Annotated in this window: 18 protein-coding genes and 1 pseudogene; 5 read left to right on the forward strand and 14 right to left on the reverse strand. The window is 47.1% G+C overall.

The window, feature by feature from the left end:
• Positions 1-7: 7 nt before the first annotated feature.
• From ACWGOO_RS02930 to ACWGOO_RS02940, 3 genes are read right to left on the reverse strand one after another with little or no spacing between them, the layout of a single operon-like run.
• A complete protein-coding gene (locus tag ACWGOO_RS02930) occupies positions 8-751 on the reverse strand; it encodes a hypothetical protein (protein WP_452481352.1) in 744 nt (247 codons plus the stop codon).
• Positions 752-805: 54 nt separating this feature from the next.
• Complete coding sequence (locus tag ACWGOO_RS02935; RefSeq protein WP_452481597.1) at positions 806-1219, reverse strand: DUF350 domain-containing protein; 414 nt, start codon at positions 1217-1219, stop codon at positions 806-808.
• Positions 1220-1278: 59 nt separating this feature from the next.
• On the reverse strand, positions 1279-3648 hold the full coding sequence (locus ACWGOO_RS02940; protein ID WP_452481353.1) for an endonuclease MutS2: 2370 nt from the start codon (positions 3646-3648) through the stop codon (positions 1279-1281).
• Between the two features lie 152 nt (positions 3649-3800).
• Between ACWGOO_RS02940 and ACWGOO_RS02945 the strand changes: the two genes are divergently transcribed.
• Positions 3801-4160, forward strand: a complete 360-nt coding sequence (locus ACWGOO_RS02945; protein WP_452481354.1) for a phage holin family protein — start codon at positions 3801-3803, stop codon at positions 4158-4160.
• A 156-nt stretch (positions 4161-4316) separates the two neighbouring features.
• On the opposite strand, the gene zapA is transcribed toward ACWGOO_RS02945, so the two are convergent.
• The 6 genes and pseudogenes from zapA to ACWGOO_RS02975 all read right to left on the reverse strand — a co-directional run bounded on the left by zapA (position 4317) and on the right by ACWGOO_RS02975 (position 13405).
• Positions 4317-6341, reverse strand: a complete 2025-nt coding sequence (gene zapA / locus ACWGOO_RS02950; protein ID WP_452481355.1) for a cell division protein ZapA — start codon at positions 6339-6341, stop codon at positions 4317-4319.
• 208 nt (positions 6342-6549) lie between these two features.
• A complete protein-coding gene (gene pheT, locus ACWGOO_RS02955; protein ID WP_452481356.1) occupies positions 6550-8997 on the reverse strand; it encodes a phenylalanine--tRNA ligase subunit beta in 2448 nt (815 codons plus the stop codon).
• A gap of 28 nt (positions 8998-9025) precedes the next feature.
• The gene (gene pheS, locus ACWGOO_RS02960; RefSeq protein ID WP_452481357.1) at positions 9026-10057 is read right to left on the reverse strand and encodes a phenylalanine--tRNA ligase subunit alpha; all 1032 of its coding nucleotides are present in this window, start codon (positions 10055-10057) and stop codon (positions 9026-9028) included.
• A gap of 480 nt (positions 10058-10537) precedes the next feature.
• A complete protein-coding gene (gene abc-f / locus ACWGOO_RS02965; protein WP_452481358.1) occupies positions 10538-12376 on the reverse strand; it encodes a ribosomal protection-like ABC-F family protein in 1839 nt (612 codons plus the stop codon).
• A 375-nt stretch (positions 12377-12751) separates the two neighbouring features.
• Positions 12752-13012: pseudogene (locus ACWGOO_RS02970) on the reverse strand (pectate lyase); the annotation flags it as partial.
• A gap of 222 nt (positions 13013-13234) precedes the next feature.
• A complete protein-coding gene (locus tag ACWGOO_RS02975; RefSeq protein ID WP_452481359.1) occupies positions 13235-13405 on the reverse strand; it encodes a hypothetical protein in 171 nt (56 codons plus the stop codon).
• A gap of 302 nt (positions 13406-13707) precedes the next feature.
• On the opposite strand from ACWGOO_RS02975, the gene ACWGOO_RS02980 reads away from it, so the two are divergent.
• Together ACWGOO_RS02980 and ACWGOO_RS02985 are read left to right on the forward strand one after the other, a co-directional pair.
• The gene (locus ACWGOO_RS02980) at positions 13708-14067 is read left to right on the forward strand and encodes a Spo0E family sporulation regulatory protein-aspartic acid phosphatase (RefSeq protein ID WP_452481360.1); all 360 of its coding nucleotides are present in this window, start codon (positions 13708-13710) and stop codon (positions 14065-14067) included.
• An 86-nt stretch (positions 14068-14153) separates the two neighbouring features.
• Positions 14154-14648, forward strand: a complete 495-nt coding sequence (locus tag ACWGOO_RS02985; protein WP_452481361.1) for a hypothetical protein — start codon at positions 14154-14156, stop codon at positions 14646-14648.
• A 26-nt stretch (positions 14649-14674) separates the two neighbouring features.
• On the opposite strand, the gene ACWGOO_RS02990 is transcribed toward ACWGOO_RS02985, so the two are convergent.
• Positions 14675-14965, reverse strand: a complete 291-nt coding sequence (locus ACWGOO_RS02990) for a hypothetical protein (RefSeq protein ID WP_452481362.1) — start codon at positions 14963-14965, stop codon at positions 14675-14677.
• Positions 14966-15067: 102 nt separating this feature from the next.
• On the opposite strand from ACWGOO_RS02990, the gene ACWGOO_RS02995 reads away from it, so the two are divergent.
• Both ACWGOO_RS02995 and ACWGOO_RS03000 read left to right on the forward strand, forming a co-directional pair.
• Positions 15068-15295, forward strand: coding sequence for a type II toxin-antitoxin system HicA family toxin (locus tag ACWGOO_RS02995; RefSeq protein WP_452481363.1), 228 nt, complete (start codon positions 15068-15070; stop codon positions 15293-15295).
• Positions 15296-15324: 29 nt separating this feature from the next.
• Positions 15325-15750, forward strand: a complete 426-nt coding sequence (locus ACWGOO_RS03000) for a type II toxin-antitoxin system HicB family antitoxin (RefSeq protein ID WP_452481364.1) — start codon at positions 15325-15327, stop codon at positions 15748-15750.
• A 343-nt stretch (positions 15751-16093) separates the two neighbouring features.
• On the opposite strand, the gene ACWGOO_RS03005 is transcribed toward ACWGOO_RS03000, so the two are convergent.
• The 4 genes from ACWGOO_RS03005 to ACWGOO_RS03020 form a co-directional block, all read right to left on the reverse strand.
• Positions 16094-17512, reverse strand: coding sequence for a helix-turn-helix domain-containing protein (locus ACWGOO_RS03005; protein WP_452481365.1), 1419 nt, complete (start codon positions 17510-17512; stop codon positions 16094-16096).
• Positions 17513-17634: 122 nt separating this feature from the next.
• Positions 17635-17868 carry a hypothetical protein gene (locus ACWGOO_RS03010; protein WP_452481366.1) on the reverse strand — a complete coding sequence of 78 codons (234 nt, stop codon included), beginning with the start codon at positions 17866-17868 and terminating at the stop codon, positions 17635-17637.
• Between the two features lie 96 nt (positions 17869-17964).
• On the reverse strand, positions 17965-18081 hold the full coding sequence (locus ACWGOO_RS03015) for a sporulation protein YjcZ (protein ID WP_160789428.1): 117 nt from the start codon (positions 18079-18081) through the stop codon (positions 17965-17967).
• A 34-nt stretch (positions 18082-18115) separates the two neighbouring features.
• On the reverse strand, positions 18116-18209 hold a 94-nt coding region (locus tag ACWGOO_RS03020), incomplete at its 5' end, for a YjcZ family sporulation protein (protein WP_452481598.1).

The raw sequence follows: 18209 nt of genomic DNA on the forward strand, positions 1-18209 counted from the left end.
ATATAAATTAATTGTTGGAAATACCACTCAGCTTCTCTAACAAACGCAGTCGATCATCCTCTGACAGCGTCTGCTGAACATGGAAGCAGCTTGGACATACATATACATTTAAGACAAACGGCAAATCCAGAACAGGTTTGCCGAGCGCAGGAGACATCAACGGTACAAAGCCTTCTCCAGTCACGGTTTGTGAACCAGCATGCAGCATGTATTCACTGCATTGGGAACATTCAAGAACCTCATCTTGTCTGTCGAGTATTTGTTCAGCGCCTTGTTCATAAGCCATCAGATCCGCACCGCTTTCTTCAAATTTTTGCAGGGTATGCAGCACAGGCAGCTTGCGAAGCTCGCTGTCCTGCAACAACGGAGCGTCAGTCGGCTTTTTAACTAAAACTTCATCCTCTGCTTCATATAAAATATCCTGCTCATCATCATCCCCAAGCTGAATGCTCAACGTACGATAGCCCTTCAGATCGTCCTTCCCAGGGGAGGGTGCTGCTTGACCCACAGAAGTCGCATCATCATGGCTGTGGTCATGTTCATGAGTATACATGTGTTCACTTTCTCCATGTCGGTGCTCATCCGTATGCCCATGAACATGTGCAGAATCAGACTCCGTTTCATCTTCATCATCGGTGATATCCGAATACCCTTTCAGGTCGTTATGGCAATAAGGACACTCTTCTTCAGGTCCCAATTCTTCATCCCAAATAATTTCCATGTTACACCATGGACAAATAGTCATCTCCAAGCTTCATCATCCTTCCGTTCCATGCATATACCAAGCTCTAGTATACAGGATGTGTCAAGTTACACTGGCACCAATCACATAAGATAACGATATCGAGATCATCATGGAGAATAAGCCGACAGCACGATTGTCCCCCTTAATTTCCTGATCGATTGAAAATACTGGTGTCAGGAACTCAAACAGAAAGTACGCCGCAAGCAGCAGTAAAAAGCCGAAGAACGACCAAATCATCGCATCGTACACGCTGGATTTGGCTTCCATCGCAAAGCGGAGCACGTTGCAAATACCGAACATTTTCCCGCCCGTAGCCATCGCTACTGAAATATTGCCGCGTTTGATTTCTTCCCAGCATTTATACCGGGTCACCAGCTCAAAGCAAGACAAAAATATAATCAGCTCCAGCACCGCCACCGAGAAATAGCTCAGCATCATTCCTAACGGATGTGACAGCAATTCATCAATCGCCATCTTCACTTTGTCCCTCCCGTTCTACAAAGCTTTCCCGGCCGGAGTTGGTAACCCATAGCTCATTCCAATTCAGCAACCGTCACGCCTGTGCCGCCTTCGTTGTAATTTCCGATACGGTAGCTTTTCACATGCTTATGCTTGCGAAGGTACTCTTGAATACTAGTCCGAAGAACCCCAGTGCCCTTGCCATGAATAATGTGTACCTGTCCCAGATTGGCCAGAAATGCTTCATCCATGAAGCGATCTACCTCCATCAGCGCTTCCTCCACGTTCGCACCGCGAAGATCAAGCTCGTTTCGCACATTATCATCCCGTGTCCGCTTAATGCCGGTTACTGGCTTCTGAGCTCTCGGTGCAGTTGTTTGGGCGGGTTGCAGCAGCTCCAGATCGTCCAGACTGACCTTCATTTTCATGATTCCCAGTTGCACCATCGCTTCCTTGCTGCCGGACAGTTCCACTACATGGCCTTTTTTATTCAGGCTGTGAACGGATACCTCATCACCAGCTACGATAGAGCGAGTACGTGCAGCGGCAGGGCGCTTGACTGCGCTTTTCTTACGATGTTTCGGTTCCGCTTCATCCAGCTCTCTGCGAGCTGCAATCAGCCTATGCTCCTTAACAGAGGCTCCTTCTTCCTGAGCCAACTTACGCAGATCGGCAATGATTTTCTCCGCTTCGCTGCGAGCTTTGTCCACGAGACTTCTCGCTTCGTCCGCGGCTTTTTCCAGCATACGGTCCCGCTGTGCTTCCAACTTATCCAGCTCATTTTGATGACGAGTGCGCAGTTCTTCCATCTCACCACGCAATTGTTCCGCCTTTTCCCGTTCTTGCTCGGCTGTCAGACGATTCTGTTCCAGTGACGCAATCATATGCTCTACGCGCTGGTCTTCTTCTGTCACCTCACCACGGGCATAATCCAAAATACGACTCGGCAATCCCAAGCGCTCAGCAATGGCAAAAGCGTTACTTCGGCCAGGTACACCCACGAGCAGGCGGTATGTCGGACTTAATGTAGCAACATCGAACTCCATGCTCGCATTAATGATTCCTTTGCGCTCATAGGCATAGGCCTTCAATTCACTGTAGTGAGTCGTCGCAACCATACGGCAATTCAAAGCATGCATATGCTCCAGAATGGATACAGCCAAAGCCGAGCCTTCCGCAGGATCGGTTCCTGCACCTACCTCATCAAGCAACACAAGGCTTTTTGGCGTCATATTTTTCAGGATGCTGATAATGTTGGTCATATGACTGGAAAAGGTACTCAGGTTTTGCTCAATGCTTTGCTCGTCACCAATATCTGCATAGATCGCATCAAATACGCACAGTTGGCTTTCGTCTTCTACAGGCACGAAGAGTCCCGACATCGCCATCAGACTAAGCAGGCCGATGGTTTTCAGCGTAACGGTTTTCCCCCCTGTATTCGGTCCGGTTACGATAATGGAGGTGTACGAATTGCCCAGCTCCACATCAATCGGAACGACCTGCTCCAACGGAATAAGAGGGTGTCTGCCTTTTTTCAGCTTCAAGTAACCACGATCATTCATTAAAGGCAAGGTTGCCTTCATCTCGCGAGCAAGACGCGCTTTGGCAAAAATAAAATCAAGCGTCCCCAAAACATCTACATCATATAGCAGCATATCGGCTTGTTCTGCGACAAGTGCGGTCAGCTTTTGTAAAATCACTTCGATTTCGCGTTCTTCTCTCAACCGTGTTTCCCGCAGCTTGTTGTTCATGGCCACAATGGATTCAGGCTCGATAAATAACGTTGCGCCAGACCCGGATTGATCATGAACAATTCCGCCAAAATAAGAACGATACTCGGCTTTAACCGGAATTACAAAACGGTCACCACGGATCGTAATCAACTGATCCTGAAGCATTTTAGAAACGGTAGAGGAACGAATCATGGAATCCAGCTTTTCCCGAATACGCACTTCACCCGAGCGCAGCTCTCTGCGGATTTGTGAAAGCTCTGTACTGGCAGAATCCAGCACCTCTGCATTTTCGTCGATACAGCTTTTAATCAAGTTTTCCAGACCTCTCTGTTCTGAAAGCTGCTCACTCCAATACAGCAGTGTTTCGACTGGATTTTCCTCATGCAAACTTGCCACGTACACCTGTACACGGCGTGAAGCTTGAACTGTTGTCCGAATGCCAAGCAGTTCCTGCGGACTCAGTGTTCCGCCGATACGGGCGCGCTTGACCGCCGGAGTAATATCCACGACCCCGTTAAATGAGGGTACTCCTTTAAGTCGATCGGCAGCATAGGCCTCATCCGTACCTTTCAGCAATTTCTTGATATGTTCCAAATCATCGCTGGGCTGTAGCCGCTGAACTGTCTGCTGACCAATCGCCGTTTGAGCATAGTGACTTAGTTTATTTAAAATTTTTTGATATTCCAGGGTTTTGAAAATTTTAGAGTCCAACTTCACTACTCCTTTCACTTATATCTATATTATAACGAAAGCCGCGCACTTACGCTATTTTCCAACTCTGTTTTACACATAAGAAAACCATTTATGCAACACAATAACCTTTGTATAACCCTGTGCATTCAAAAAACAAAGGAGGTTATTCCGTGAGCATTCTCGGGCACATTGTGCGTTTCATCGTTGCCGCTTTGGTTTTGATGGTCGTAAGCTGGATCGTTCCCGGCTTTAGTGTAGGCGGCTTTTGGAGCGCGCTGATCCTTGCCATTGTCATTGCCTTGATCGGTTACATTATTGAGGCTATGTTTGGCCGACGCGTTTCACCATTCGGACGCGGTATCGTTGGGTTTCTGGTGAGCGCTCTGGTTATCTGGATCGCTCAATATATCGTAACTAGTGTCAGTGTCTCTGTTCTGGGCGCATTGCTCGCTGCATTAGTTATCGGGATTATCGACCTGTTCATCCCGGTAGCAACACCGTTTGAAGCTGGACACAAGAGCGAGAAATAATTTGGGTTCACATTCCCGACAAGGCTGTTCCACAGCAGATTCCTTCTGCCATGGACAGCCTTTTGTCATCTACAGAATTGAACAGAATACAGCATACAAATAATCCCCGGCGATAAGCAGCCGGGGATTGCATTGCATTGCATTTATAATCCGTATCTACTGATCCTGTTCGATTAATTCAATCCACTCATTGTACTCGGATTGAAGCTTGGTATACTCTTCTTGCAATTGACGTAATTCCGTCGACATCTTCTCCGCATTTTCCCGATCCACATCCTGCTGAACCTGTAAAAGACAAAGCTGATGAGCCGCCAGCTCATACTTCTGACCGACTTCCTCCAGCTCGGACTGTAAAGTCATCCGTTCCTGATCTGCAGATTGCTGTTCAGCCTTCGCCGCCTCGGCAGCTTCAATGGCCAGACGAATTTCCTCTTGAAGCTGTTCCTTTTGTTCAACAGTTACGGCTATTTCCCGTTCCCACGAAGCAAATTCTTTCTTACGGGCAGCATCTTCGGCCTCCAAACGTTCCGCTTCAGCCTTCAACTCCTCGTATTGAAGCTGCCATTCCAGTGATTCCTCTTCGGCACGCTCCAGTACCTTCTGCCGTTCACTATCTTCACGTTGGAGCTGCTTGATATTCTGTCCCAGTTGCTCTGCCCGGCTCTTCATGCTTCCATACTGCTCCTGAAGCGTTGTGTAAGCCTTTGTTCCCTCTTGCTCACGCAGGATTGCCTTCTCCAGCTCGTCCTGAACGCGAATCAGCTCAGGTGAAAGCTCCTTGATTCTCGCTTCCAACTGCAACAGACGTTGCTGCTGTGCAGCAAACTTATGATTTACAGTTTCAACCTCAGCTACGGCATGCTGTAATTGCTCCTGTACAGCTTCCTTCTGTTCACGTACCTCCAGTATCGAAAGCTCCAGTTCATCTACTGCGAGTTGGCGTTCCTCTGCAAGCTTCTGCCAAGATTTCTCGCTTTCGGCCAGTGTAGCCAGCTCACTTTGCAGTTTGCGGGAGGACACGTGCGCCTGCTCCAGCAACTTCTGCATCCGGCGCTGTTCTTCCTCCAGCTTGGCCGCTTGCTGCTGCGTTGCCTTGGCTTCCGCCGCCAATTCATCGTAACGGCTTTGCAGCTCTTCACGCACAAGTGTATCCGCCTGCTCGCGCTCTGTCGCAGCCTGTCGCTGCGTTTCCAGCATAGACTCCAGCTCGGACTGCTGTTGCTTCAATGCTGCAACCTGCTCTTGCGCCTCTCCCAGACAGGAAGAAAGCTCTGTACTGCCTGCTTGTACCTGCTCCAATTGCTCTTGAAGCTCCTCGACCCGAATCTCCTGCTCCAGTGCAGCTTCCTCGGCTCGTTTCTCCGCCTCCTGATACTGGAGCTTTTCCTCATTCAGCACCAGTTCCGCCTGTTTACGCTCCTGCTCCAACTGCTCATTCAGCCCGGACCACTTGTCCTGCCATTCAGTGACCTGCCGGCTATGCTCCTGCTGCAAAGCAGAACGCAGCTTGTCCAGCTCTGTACGCTGACGCTCCTGATGGGCCTTCTCCGCAGCCGACAGCTTGGCTTCCGCCTGCTTGACCGCTTCGGCCAGCTCCTTCTTGGTTTGCTCCTCCATCTGGCGGATACGGGCATTTGCCGCCTCCTGCTGCTCTTTCAGCTTACGAGAAGCTTCCTGACGGGACTCCTCCAATTGACGTTCAGCCTGCTTTTGTCCATTTTCGAGTTGTGCCGCTTTTTTCTCCTGCTGTTCCAGCTTCGCCTTTAATTCGGCAATTTCCCTAGCTGATGCGGATTCGTTCTCCATCTTTTTTTTCAGAACCGTTTCCTTCTCTTCCTCCAATTGGGAAAAAGACTGCTGCATATCCGCATTTTTTTGCTGCTGTTCTCCAAGAGCCGTCTGGAGTTGAGCCAGTTCGCCCCGAAGCTCCGCCCGCTCCCCGGCCAACCGGTTCAAATGACTCTGAATTTCCTGAATTTGCACAGCTTCTTCTGCCATATGAACCGCAGCCAGCACAGCAATTCGGGGCATATCAAGACGCGAATGAGCCTGAGAAATGCTATGCATGCGTTCATCCACGTAATTGGCAACCTGCTTCATATAATCGGTATTACTGCCGACGAGTTTATAAGAAGTACCATAGATCTCTACAGTGACGCGAGTACGATCTGGTGTAGTCACAATTATGCCCTCCTTCAATACTACTGTATGTTAATTCTAAGTTGTGTCCGGTACTATGGTAACCCGCCCTTCGTGAAGCGTTCAACCCCATTAGTCCGGCTTCCCCGCAGCGGGTGAGTATCAGAGTAGATAGCTTCCATGATGATAGGCCAAAAAGCCGTATCGAACCTCTGTCACTAAGATTCGATACGACTCCTCGCATTTCCTGCTACTTTCTCAATTCCGCTCCAAAAGTTTGTTCCAGAGACGTAACGACAGGAATATGCGCCGCATGAATCTCTTCATCCGTCAACGTATGCTCCCAGTGACGGTAGGTCAGGGAGATTGCTACGCTCTTCTTGTCTTCGCCAAGCTTGCTGCCTGTAAACACATCAAACACCCGTGCATCCTGCAATAGCTCTCCGCCCGCCGCATGAATCACACGCAGCAGTTCGCCTGCTTCTACGTCTTTATCCACCACGAGGGCAATGTCTCGTTCCACGGACGGGAAGCGGGCCAGGTCTCTGAATTTAATGTGACTGTTGGTGTGTTCAATCACCTGTTGCAACGCAATTTCCGCTACATACGTATCATTCAGCCCATAAGACTGTTGCAACTCCGGATGGATCTGCCCGATGGTCCCGATTCGTTGGGAGGTCCCATTCACATCCAGCCATACCGAGGCGGAACGGCCCGGATGATAGCTTTGCGGCTGGTCAGCCACATAACGGATGCTTGCACCCAATCCGAAATAGCTGAATACGGTTTCCAATGCACCTTTAATATCAAAGAAATCGACCTTCTCAGCACCGATGTTCCATTGTTTTTCACGGCGTACACCAGTCAGCAGCAAACTGAGCACCTGAATTTCCTGCGGCTGACGGGTCAGCGTTTGTTCCGCTGTATAAAATACAGTTCCTATTTCGAAAATCGCCAGATTTTCCTGCTTCCGGTTCATGTTATACACTGCTGTATCCAGCATTTGCGGAATAATGCTCGTACGCAGTACACTGCGGTCTTCGCTCATAGGCATCGCCAAACGTACCGGATGGCTGCCCTCCGTCAGGGCATTAAACAAACCTGCGCTTTCTGGATGCACAAACGAGTAACTAATCGTCTCTTGCCAGCCGCCATGGGCCAGCAATTTACGCAGCGAGCGGCGCAGTGATTGCGACGCCGTCAAAGCACCCGGCGTCGTTGGTCCTTCAATCGGCGTCGTCGGAATGTTGTCATAACCATACAGACGGGCTACCTCTTCAATCAAATCCACATCGATGGTAATATCTCCGCGGCGTGTAGGCACTTCCACTTCCAGCACACCTTGTTCCACGTCATCGCATCCGAAATGAAGTTTCCCAAAAATCGTTTTCACCTCAAGCAGCGACAACTCTGTTCCCAAATATCGGTTCACTTTATCCAGCGACAGCTTGATAATCCGGTTTTCGGCCTTCACAGAAGCAGATTCCACGATTCCTTGATGCACAGTGCCTCCTGCATAACGCTGAATCAGTGCAGCCGCACGGTTCACCGCAGGTACAACAGCACCTGGATCAACCTCTTTTTCAAAACGCAGGCTTGCTTCGGAACGAAGTCCAAGCTGACGGGACGTTTTGCGAACCGTACCGCCGTCAAACTTCGCGGATTCCAGCGCAATGCTGACCGTCGCATCCGTAACTTCGGAATTGGCTCCGCCCATCACCCCGGCCAGCGCAATCGGCTTCACGCCGTCTGTAATCAGCAGCATATGCGGCTCCAGCTTGCGCTCCTGATCGTCCAGCGTAATCAATGTTTCGCCTGCACGAGCGAGACGTACTTCTATGTTGCCATTTTCCAGCTTATCCGCATCAAAAGCATGCAACGGCTGACCGTATTCCAGCATGACATAGTTCGTAATATCCACGATGTTGTTGATTGGACGAACACCCGCTGCCATCAAGCGGTTTTGAATCCACAGCGGAGAAGCCCCCACTTTTACACCCGTGATATAACGAGCCGCATAGTGCGTACACAGTTCAGGTGTATCCACCTTCACCGACAGATGATCTGCCGCCGCATCGCTGATTTCCATCAAATCCTTAGCCGGGTCAGCCAGCGAAATGTCACGCCCCAAAATCGCGCTCACTTCATAAGCCGCACCATGCATACTCAAGCAATCCGAACGATTTGGTGTCAGATCAAAATCCAGCACCTGATCATCCAGCGCCAGCAACTTCGTAATCGGCGTACCGATTTCAACATCCTCAGGCAGCACCAGAATACCTTCCTGCAACTCTTTGGGCAACAGCTTGTCATTCATACCCAGTTCCTTTGCCGAGCAGATCATGCCCATGGACACAACACCGCGCAGCTTGGCCTTTTTAATCTGAAAATCTCCCGGCAGCTTCGCCCCCACGATGGCAACAGGAACCTTTTGCCCTGCATCCACATTTTTGGCGCCACACACGATTTGCAGATCTTCTTCTTGGCCCGCATCGACGATACACACATTTAGTTTATCCGCATCAGGGTGTTTTTCCTTGCTTTTGACATAACCGACCACGACGCCAGTAATTCCTTTGTTGCGATGTTCAACCTCATCAATTTCAATACCCGAACGGGTGATTTTCTCTGCCAGATCCTCCGCGCTCACCTGATCCAGCGACACATACTCGGATAGCCAATCGAATGATACTTTCATATGGGTTCACTTCCCTTGATATAGTTGTTTATTGACGCGCAAACTGCTTCAAGAATGACAGGTCGCTGTTATAAAAATGACGAATATCGTCAATTCCGTATTTCAAAATGGCAATCCGTTCTACACCCATACCGAATGCAAAACCGCTATATACCTCGGGATCAAAACCGCCCATTTCCAGCACTTTCGGGTGCACCATGCCACAGCCCAAAATTTCGATCCATACGCGCTCGCCATTTTTCTTTACAAAAGTCACGTCTACCTCAGCACTCGGCTCTGTAAACGGAAAGAAGCTTGGACGCAGACGGATTTCGGTCGATTCCCCGAACATTTCGCGTGCAAATTGCAGCAAAGTTCCTTTCAGATCACTCATGCGAATGTCTTTACCAACAACAATTCCTTCAATTTGGTGGAATTGGAAAGAATGAGTAGCGTCGTCATCATCGCGTCGAAAAACCGTACCCGGACAAATGACCTTGATAGGTGTTTCGCCCTTCATCGCTTCCATTGCGCGAATCTGAACGGGTGACGTATGGGTACGCATTAACAGATCCTCGGTCAAATAAAACGAATCCTGCATATCCCGCGCCGGATGATTTTTAGGCAGGTTCAACGCTTCAAAGTTATAATAATCCGTCTCTGCCTGTGGACCCTCCGCAACTCGGTAGCCCATACCTGTAAAAATGTCCTCAATCTGCTCAATTACTTTATTAATCGGGTGCAGCCCGCCTTGCGGCAATGTGCGTCCAGGCAGCGTAACGTCGATCTTTTCCGCTTGCAGACGCTCATTCGTCTCCGCTTTCGTGAACTCGTCCTGTTTACGGTTGACGACTTCTTCAATCGCCTCGCGCACTTCATTGGCTACCTGTCCAACAACTGGACGCTCTTCCGCACTCAGCTTGCCCATACCGCGCAAAATTTCAGTCAACGCACCCTTTTTACCCGAATATTTAACCCGCAGATCGGCCAGCTCCTTGGGCGTTGCCACCTTCTCCAATACTTCCAATGCTTCTTCCTTCAAGGCCAGCAAATGTTCCTTCATTTGGATGGTTTCGCTCATCGCCTGTTCAGTCCCCTTTCTTCATATCCAGCTTTTCAGACAACAAAAAAAGGTCCCTTCTCCCGGTAAGGGACGAAAAGACCGTGGTACCACCCTCGTTAGACAATCCTGCTCAGCTCACCCCGCGCTTTGCCTTTCGACAATATCTGCCTCTCGGCAACACAGGTGGTTTATCCATGCTATGCAATCATGATCTCGCTCTGCACGTTGTAACGGTCGTGAACCGATATCCCCTACTTGCCCGCTTGCCATCTACAAGATGGCATACGAGGTTCAAGGAACTGCTCCGGAGCGAACTTCAACAGCCTTGTTTTGCAGAAACGCTCTCAATCCTACGGCGCTTCCTCCCTGTTCAATCGGACACTGCCTACTCTTCTCCATCAAGACATTTTGAAATTTAAAACTATTGTTCATTATTATATGCAAACCCTCGCGCTTTGGCAAGCCGGACATACGTTTCGCCCATTCTGACGCAGCAGTTTAATCCGACTGATCCAGTTTGGCGCGAATACGCCTGATTTCTGACAGCAGTTCCTTATTTTCATCGTCCAGCCCCGCCGTACCCATCAGCTCCGTAAGACGCAACTGTAATCGCAGACGCTCCTCACGCTGCTCCTGATCCTCTGGTTCCTGTTGACGGTTCCGCTGTTCTTCCTGCTTTTCGTCGGCGGTCCCTTCGTAGATTTCATATACGCCTTCATGCTGCATATCAAGCAAACGGGTTGCCGTCCGACGCACCAGCTCCCGGTCATGCGAGACAAGCACCAGCGCCCCATCGTAACTACGCAAAGACTCCTCCACGATTTCACGAGTTTCAATGTCAAAATAATTGGTCGGCTCATCCAGCACCAGCAGGTTGGCTCCACTAAAATACAAGCGTAGAAAGGCCGCCCTGCATTTCTCTCCCATACTGAGTGTACCGATCCTCTTGAACACATCTTCTCTGGCAAAAAGAAAGCATCCCAGCACCGTTCTCGCTTCCGTCTGCGTCATGGTGGGGAGCGCAAGCAAACTGTCCAGCAATGTCTGATCCTCTGGAAGCTGCTCCAGTTCCTGTGAAAAATATCCGATTTTTAGCTGTGGATTCGCTATGATCTTTCCCTTATACGGCTCCAACTGACCTGTTAACAGTCGCAGCAGCGTTGTTTTGCCAATCCCATTCGGGCCCCGAACAGCCAGGCGGTCGCCACGTGCAATGTTCAGGTTGAGATCCTGCACAATGGTATGGTCGTCATAACTAAAACAGACATGCTCGGCACGCAGCAAATATTTGGCCTGAAACCCACTGTCACTTAATTTCATATGCAAAGATGCTACTTCGCGCGGCTGCTCAACCCGGTTGGCCTCCAGCCGTTCCAGCTCCTTCTCCTTCGCATGATAACGAGAAATATTTTTATTAGCCTTAGCCTTATAAAAACTTTGCGTAACGGCCATTTCCACATTGGAAGCTGCCCGGTGCGCCTGATGGAACCATTCCCGATAATTTCGGATCGTCTCCTCCAACGCCTGCCGTGCCAGTTCCTGCTTCCGATAGTTGGCTTCCTGCTCCCGCAGCTCCCGTTCCTTATGCGCCTTATACTCCGTATAGCCGCCCTTATAGCGCCGAATGCCCGTTGACGTCAGCTCACAAATGCCTGTAGCTACCCGATCCAAAAAGGCTCTGTCATGCGATACAAACAACAACGTCCCATGATAGGTCGATAGCCACTGCTCCAGCCAGAGCAAACTTTCGGCATCCAGATGGTTGGTCGGTTCATCCAGCACCAGCAGCTTCGGCTGTCTAACCATCAGTCCGGCTAACCGCACTCTCGTCTTCTGCCCTCCGCTCAGATCACCATAAGCAATAGGCCACGTCTCAGCAGGCATGCCCATCCGGGTCAGCGCCTTTTCCACTTCGGACTCCCACGCAAAACCTTGTAGCCGCTCGTACTCATCCATTAGCTCGCCGTATTGCTCCAGATGACGCTCTGCTTCCTCTCCCTCATGAGCAATTTCGGCCTCCAGTTGCTTCAGCGTCGTCCTCACTCGCCAATGCTCAGGACTGGCCTGCTGTGCCGCTTCAAGTGCAGTTCGGGCGGAATGAATGGCATCCTGCTGCTTCAGCCAGCCCCGCTCCTCCAGCGGTAATTCATGCTCTACCTTACCTGAAGTCGGCGCCTCGTCGCCCAACAGTATCCGCAATAGCGTCGTTTTGCCGGCTCCATTTCTTCCGAACAGGGCGAGCCGCTCCCCCTCCGTCACATCCATGGACACATCCTCAAACAAAGACGTTCCGTTCCAATCCTTTATGACATTTCGAATACGCAAAATGGTTTTCATATGGTAATCATCCTTTCCCTGTCCGGTTTTTACCACTGGAAGCAATAAAAAAAGCCGCAGAAGGCTGCGGCTTGCATACAGGGAATATAGAATGACTGCTATGAATCGTTTCAGAACATACGTTTATAAGAAAGAGAACCGTAAACGGAAAAAAGCATCATCCCGTTCCGGAGCAAACGTATACGTCCCAAACCTCATTTTCAGACACACTTCTCCCGTTGCAGCATACAGCCGCCTGCCAGTAACTGTGCAGTTTATGGGGAAATCAGTGTGCTTACTTCATCGGACGTATCGTTACCTTCCTTTTCACGGAATACTTGCTTGCAGCCAGTATAGCAGATCAGAACGTATTTGCAAATCCATTGTACATCATATTTATTTTTCGAATACAAGGGATGTATTGGACGAGCCGACATATGTAGTTGCAAATTCCTTGGTATATTCAGGAGTTTAAACTTGATAACTGTAGTTCTGGCTCGGATTCCAGTTGGTTACCCGCGACTTTTGGTTGGTGATGGCCGGGAAGCTGCCCACGTCTTGAAATTTGCCATTTGCTTTATCGTCCAGAATGCCGCCTCGTTCACTGCCTTTTCCAAAATAGTTGTACTCCGAATAGAGCCTTGCATTCGTAGCTATCATGGGTAAAATAAAAAACCCTTGCGGCGCAAGGGTTTCGAGCATTTTTACGACAAAGCGGGTGATGGGAATCGAACCCACGCTATCAGCTTGGAAGGCTGATTTGCGACTTATTCAGATTGCTTATTGATTACTCAAATGGCTGTGCTACAGCATAATAGCTTTTTGTATCTATGTATATCTTAGTCTAAATTATCAAACATATTATATTTTCCTGCCCCATTATTGCCCCATGATTAAGCTGCTTACTTCTAGCAGCTTTTTTTTCGTAAGCATGATTAGTTCAATAGTTACTGGAGGTTTAATAGCCCTCATAATTAGGATCGCATGTACAAACTTTAAAATATCTTCATCTCGCAAATCTTTTTTTACTTCAATAACATGGTTTTGCATCTGTCCCACACTCCACTGTTTATTTTTATGTTTAGTTTAATGAAGTTCGCCTTCCCTTTATGAAATAACAAACATTTGTTCTCATCATACCATAATAACCCTATTATTACGATGCCTTTATAACAACGTTAATACGTAATATATAAATTATCGTAATCCCTTTTACGACAAAAATCTACAAAAATCGTTCGACAAGGAATGGACTAAAATCAAAAAAACGTCATTTCTTGTCGAAAATATTACTAAAAAATGAATAATAAGATTCACGACTGGGCATTTTAACCTTAAAAAGGGTGAGCAATTTGACAGAAGAGTTAAAAAATACAATAGAAGAATTACGGCGAAGAATGTACAATCTAATAAATGAACGTGGAATAAACGATCCAGAAGTCGTGTCAGCAAGTCATCTGCTTGATGCCGCGTTGAACGAGTATAACAAGAAAATGAAGGGGAAAGAAAAAAGGGGGGGCGACCATGTACGAATCGTGCCACAGGAAGATGGGTACGTGGTCATGATAGACTACAAAGGCGTGGCATCGGATGTTGGGTTTCGGGCTACCTACGATGAAGCTGTAAGTTTTGCTTTTGCCGTGGCTCAGGTTTCAAAGCGGACCCGGTTAGATGTATATTATCTGGAACAAAAGTTGAAGCAAGGGGAATAATCCTCTTGCTTTTTTATGTGGATAAATATTCCTAGGTCTGATAGACTACCTCTATAAAATAATTATCAAATAGGGGGAAATAAGAAGTGTTTAATAAGAAAATGGTACTACTCACTACTGCTGTACTTGCATTCGGGATTGTAGTTGCTGGTTGCGGTAATGCTTCAAGTAAACAAACGGAAGTAGAAAATAAAGCAGAAACGGCATCTGCACCAGTTAAGAAAGAGGAAGCGAAAACAATAACGGCTGACGAAGTAGTAGCTAAATTCAAGGCCGCTGGTTTGGAAGCTGAAAATACAAGAGAAATGAAACCGAAGGATTACGGGCCACTACCAATGAAAGCAAAGAGTGCAACAGTTTTTTATTTGCCATCTATTGGCGAAAAAAATAACGGGCATGTTTTCGTATTTGACAATAAAGAGGACTTGCAAGAATTAAAGAAGCGGTATGAGGATATGGGAAAAGAGTCCGCAATGTTCTTTTCGTATCTCTACGAAAAGGATAATATACTTCTGCACATGACTGGGCAAGCAAAAGAAGAACAATTTAAAAAATACCAAGACGTTATTGACACTCTATAAAACATGCCCCGGAGCAATCCGGGGTTTTAATATTCTGTGAAATATCTACTGGCGTCCCCTGCCGACATAGACCTGATCTGTCCACGCTCCCAACCCTCTATAATAACGATACTCAGAGTATCTGGCTTGTCGTCCCAAGTAATATAGTTACCCTTCTCCAAAGCCAGCAGCCCGGTTCTGATGTCCTCTACGCTCCTACCTGTCTTTATCTCAAGTTCCTTCATCGTTGGTAAGCGTCTACGGCCTGCTGAATAGTTGTACAGTATCCGCAGTAGTTTGCGTTCGATATCAGGTAGCAAAGCAACCAACTCCTTCACTTATATTATATACAAACATTCGTTCCTATAAAAGAGACGGTAAATAATTCATAAAGCTTTTACTATACGTGTAAATAATACGTTGACACGTACTTATTATACGTGTATAATAATAAGTGTAAGGAGGGCAATCACTTGAAATCATACAGTTCAAGAGAATTAATCAAACTGTTAGAAGAGGACGGATGGTATATAATAGGAGTACATGGCAGTCACCATTACTTCAAGCATCCGACAAAAATCGGTAAGGTTACGGTTCCGCATCCTAAGAAAAGCTTTCCTCCGAAGACACAAGCAAGTATCCTAAAAACAGCGGGGATTAAGGGCTGAACAGCCCTCCCCAAAGGAGGTTAATTATAGTGAGTAAAAAAGACGTTTATCGCTATTGGGCACTGCTCGATCATTCTGAGGATGGAATATCCGTTCGTTTTCCAGATCTACCCGGTTGCCTTACATTTGGAGATACCGCCGAAGAAGCGCATGCTGCAGCTCGGGAAGCGCTGGAGGGGTTTATGTATGTTATGGAACAAGACGGCGACCCTATCCCTGATCCTTCCCCACTTGATGTTATTTTGGCACAACGAGAAGCAGCAGAGGCTGCGTGTGACGTTCAGGTCTACATGCCTGTAGTTAGGGAAGCTATGGAAAGTAAGGCTGTTAAAAAGACCTTGACTGTCCCGAAGTGGCTTAATGATCAAGCTGAACTGCAACATCTTAATTTCTCCCAGGTGCTACAGGAAGGATTGAAGCGGAGTCTCGGTATTAATCCTTTTGAGAAACGATAATGAAATACGGCCCACGTAAACCCAGCCTAAACAAGCGTATAGCAGCTCGCACCAGCCTCAAGCGGCAGATTGCACACCGTGCAGGCATAAAGATGCCACGAGGCTGGGGATGGCTTAGAAACCCACGCAAGGCGGCTTACAATAAGGTGTACAATCAGTCAACGTTTGATATATTCAAGCTGCTTTCAAGATTGTTCAAATAAAAAAAAGCTCTGCCGACCAATTAAGGTTAGCAGAGCTTTTTTTGTTCCTATCCGTTTACATTCCTCCAACCGTTTCCTGAGGCTGGATGCTTGTATTATGGCTGAGCGGATGAATAGGCATAGCTAAGATAGACAAAAAGCTAGTTGCGACGATCAGAAGAACCATTTTTCTCAACATTGTTTATCCACACCCTCTCAATTAAATTGAAAAACTCTGCTTTGGTTTCAGGAACCGCATGGGCTTGAAAACGAACAAACAATCCCATACAGTTTATAAAATATGTCTCATTATTTATTATATTCGCTTTTAGCGATGCATTCATCAAATGTTTAAAACCATCATTATACATCCCTCGATACAAATAATAATAAGCTAACTCGTAACCAAAACGTGCATACTGGTCTGGCACAACTTGTTGGGTATAAATATCATCAGATGCCGGTAATTGAGGAAAGGAATTAATTTTATCTTCAAATTGTAAGAGTACATCGTCCACATCTATCTGATATTGGTTTGCTGCCATGACTATATTCATCAGATTGGCAACCATTTCTTTTTCAGTGTTATCTGGCGATGCAACAATATATTCAACATAATCGGGTAAGACACTTGTATTTCCAGACAGGAGTTTATATACGTAAGTATTACATTGCGCCCAATCTTGATACAGTTTGATCCAATGCCGCGTATCTACATCCGTCTCTTTGACCCAATTCAGATCAGCATAGGCATATGTATATTGTAGAGCTTGTTGATAATCGCCTTGGGCTTCGCATACACTGGCACACAACAAATTGGCATAGGTGATGTACGCAAACATGGGACGACTCAGATTCTTTTTAGACTCGTCACACTCTCGCTTCTTCTGTTGATGTTTCATTGAATATTGGATTTCCGCCTTCGCCTTCATTTTTTTAGCCATTTGCTCTACCTTGTCCCATAGACGCAAAGACCTATACACGTTAGCCAAATCCTTCAATGCGTCAAGCTGATCTATTTCGTCCAGACGTTCGACAAAATCCTCAAATTTTGTAGCTGCATTGAGATTTTGGCGTTGATCGTCTCCAACCTGAATCGTGAATATACGATAATGGCAGATTGCCAAGCGATCAGAGTGCTGGTACTTCTCGGTCTCTGCAACCCCGTTATAGAGGATCAGCGCAGCAGCATGTCGATCTTGTGCGAATAGCTTTTCTGCCACATCAAATAACTTTGGGGAATACAGCAGATTGTCCATGATATGCCCAACTATACGCTGAATCGCTTCCAGCTTATCCAGTTCAGCACACCGATACAATACTGGCTCGATTCGCCGCCAATCCGGAGAAAGGCCGATGATGTAATGTTCTATGTATCGTTCGTAAAAATAACCTTCCGGTAATCCCATAGCCAGCGCCATTCGATCAAGCTGATGTATAGCAACAGGACGATGCTTAAGAATCCAATTATTAAGCGTTCTTTGATGAACACCTGAACACTCCGAAAATTCTGCCAATGTCATGCCATTTTGTTTTAGATATTCTTCCAACTCCGCTAAAATCTCAGGTGTATGCTTCATGTCATAGCCACCCTTCACATAAAAATACCATTATTTTATATTCTTGGACTCTATTGTTGTCCAAAATATAACAGTTGTCAATAACTTTTGTGAGCAATATAAAAGAAAAAATACCCTACCAGCTAAATGCCAGTGGAGTCCTTCTTCACATCTACTCTAAATTCAAACTGATTACGAAAGAAATAAGATCCGTTAATCTTAATCGATTCCGGCGAAAACTTTTCTACGGGGCCTCCGTAGTCTACAACTTCCACCATATCCTCACTCAACGGATTTACTACATATACTCTTACCTGGCTTAATGCAGCTGCGAACAATTCGATATCCGATTTCAACACTTTATATGTGTGGTTCATGCTGATCACCTCAATTAGCTATTCGGTGATTGGTGTGGAAATTCCTTCAACAAAAAAAGCTCTGCCAGCATTACGCCAGCAGAGCCCCCAGACCAATCATACCCAAAATGCTTTTGAGATAATTACCAACAGGATAAACAATACCAAGATTGCACCTATAGAATGAAATCCGCCGTATCCACCATAACCTGCTCCACCTTCATATCCACTCATGGCTTGAACCTCCTTTATTTGTAGTACAACATAATCATACCCAAAATGCTTTTGAGATAATTACCAACAGGATAAACAATACCAAGATTGCACCTATAGAATGAAATCCGCCGTATCCACCATAACCT

The organism is Paenibacillus sp. NPDC055715, from assembly GCF_053617595.1.

Excerpts from the sequence above, each read along its gene's own strand:
- pheT (WP_452481356.1), bottom strand. The coding sequence starts at position 8,997 with ATGAAAGTATCATTCGATTGGCTATCCGAGTATGTGTCGCTGGATCAG.
- ACWGOO_RS02975 (WP_452481359.1), bottom strand. The coding sequence starts at position 13,405 with ATGCAAAACCATGTTATTGAAGTAAAAAAAGATTTGCGAGATGAAGAT.
- ACWGOO_RS03015 (WP_160789428.1), bottom strand. The coding sequence starts at position 18,081 with ATGAGTGGATATGAAGGTGGAGCAGGTTATGGTGGATACGGCGGATTT.
- abc-f (WP_452481358.1), bottom strand. The coding sequence starts at position 12,376 with ATGAAAACCATTTTGCGTATTCGAAATGTCATAAAGGATTGGAACGGA.
- pheS (WP_452481357.1), bottom strand. The coding sequence starts at position 10,057 with ATGAGCGAAACCATCCAAATGAAGGAACATTTGCTGGCCTTGAAGGAA.
- ACWGOO_RS03010 (WP_452481366.1), bottom strand. The coding sequence starts at position 17,868 with ATGAACCACACATATAAAGTGTTGAAATCGGATATCGAATTGTTCGCA.
- ACWGOO_RS02935 (WP_452481597.1), bottom strand. The coding sequence starts at position 1,219 with ATGGCGATTGATGAATTGCTGTCACATCCGTTAGGAATGATGCTGAGC.
- ACWGOO_RS03005 (WP_452481365.1), bottom strand. The coding sequence starts at position 17,512 with ATGAAGCATACACCTGAGATTTTAGCGGAGTTGGAAGAATATCTAAAA.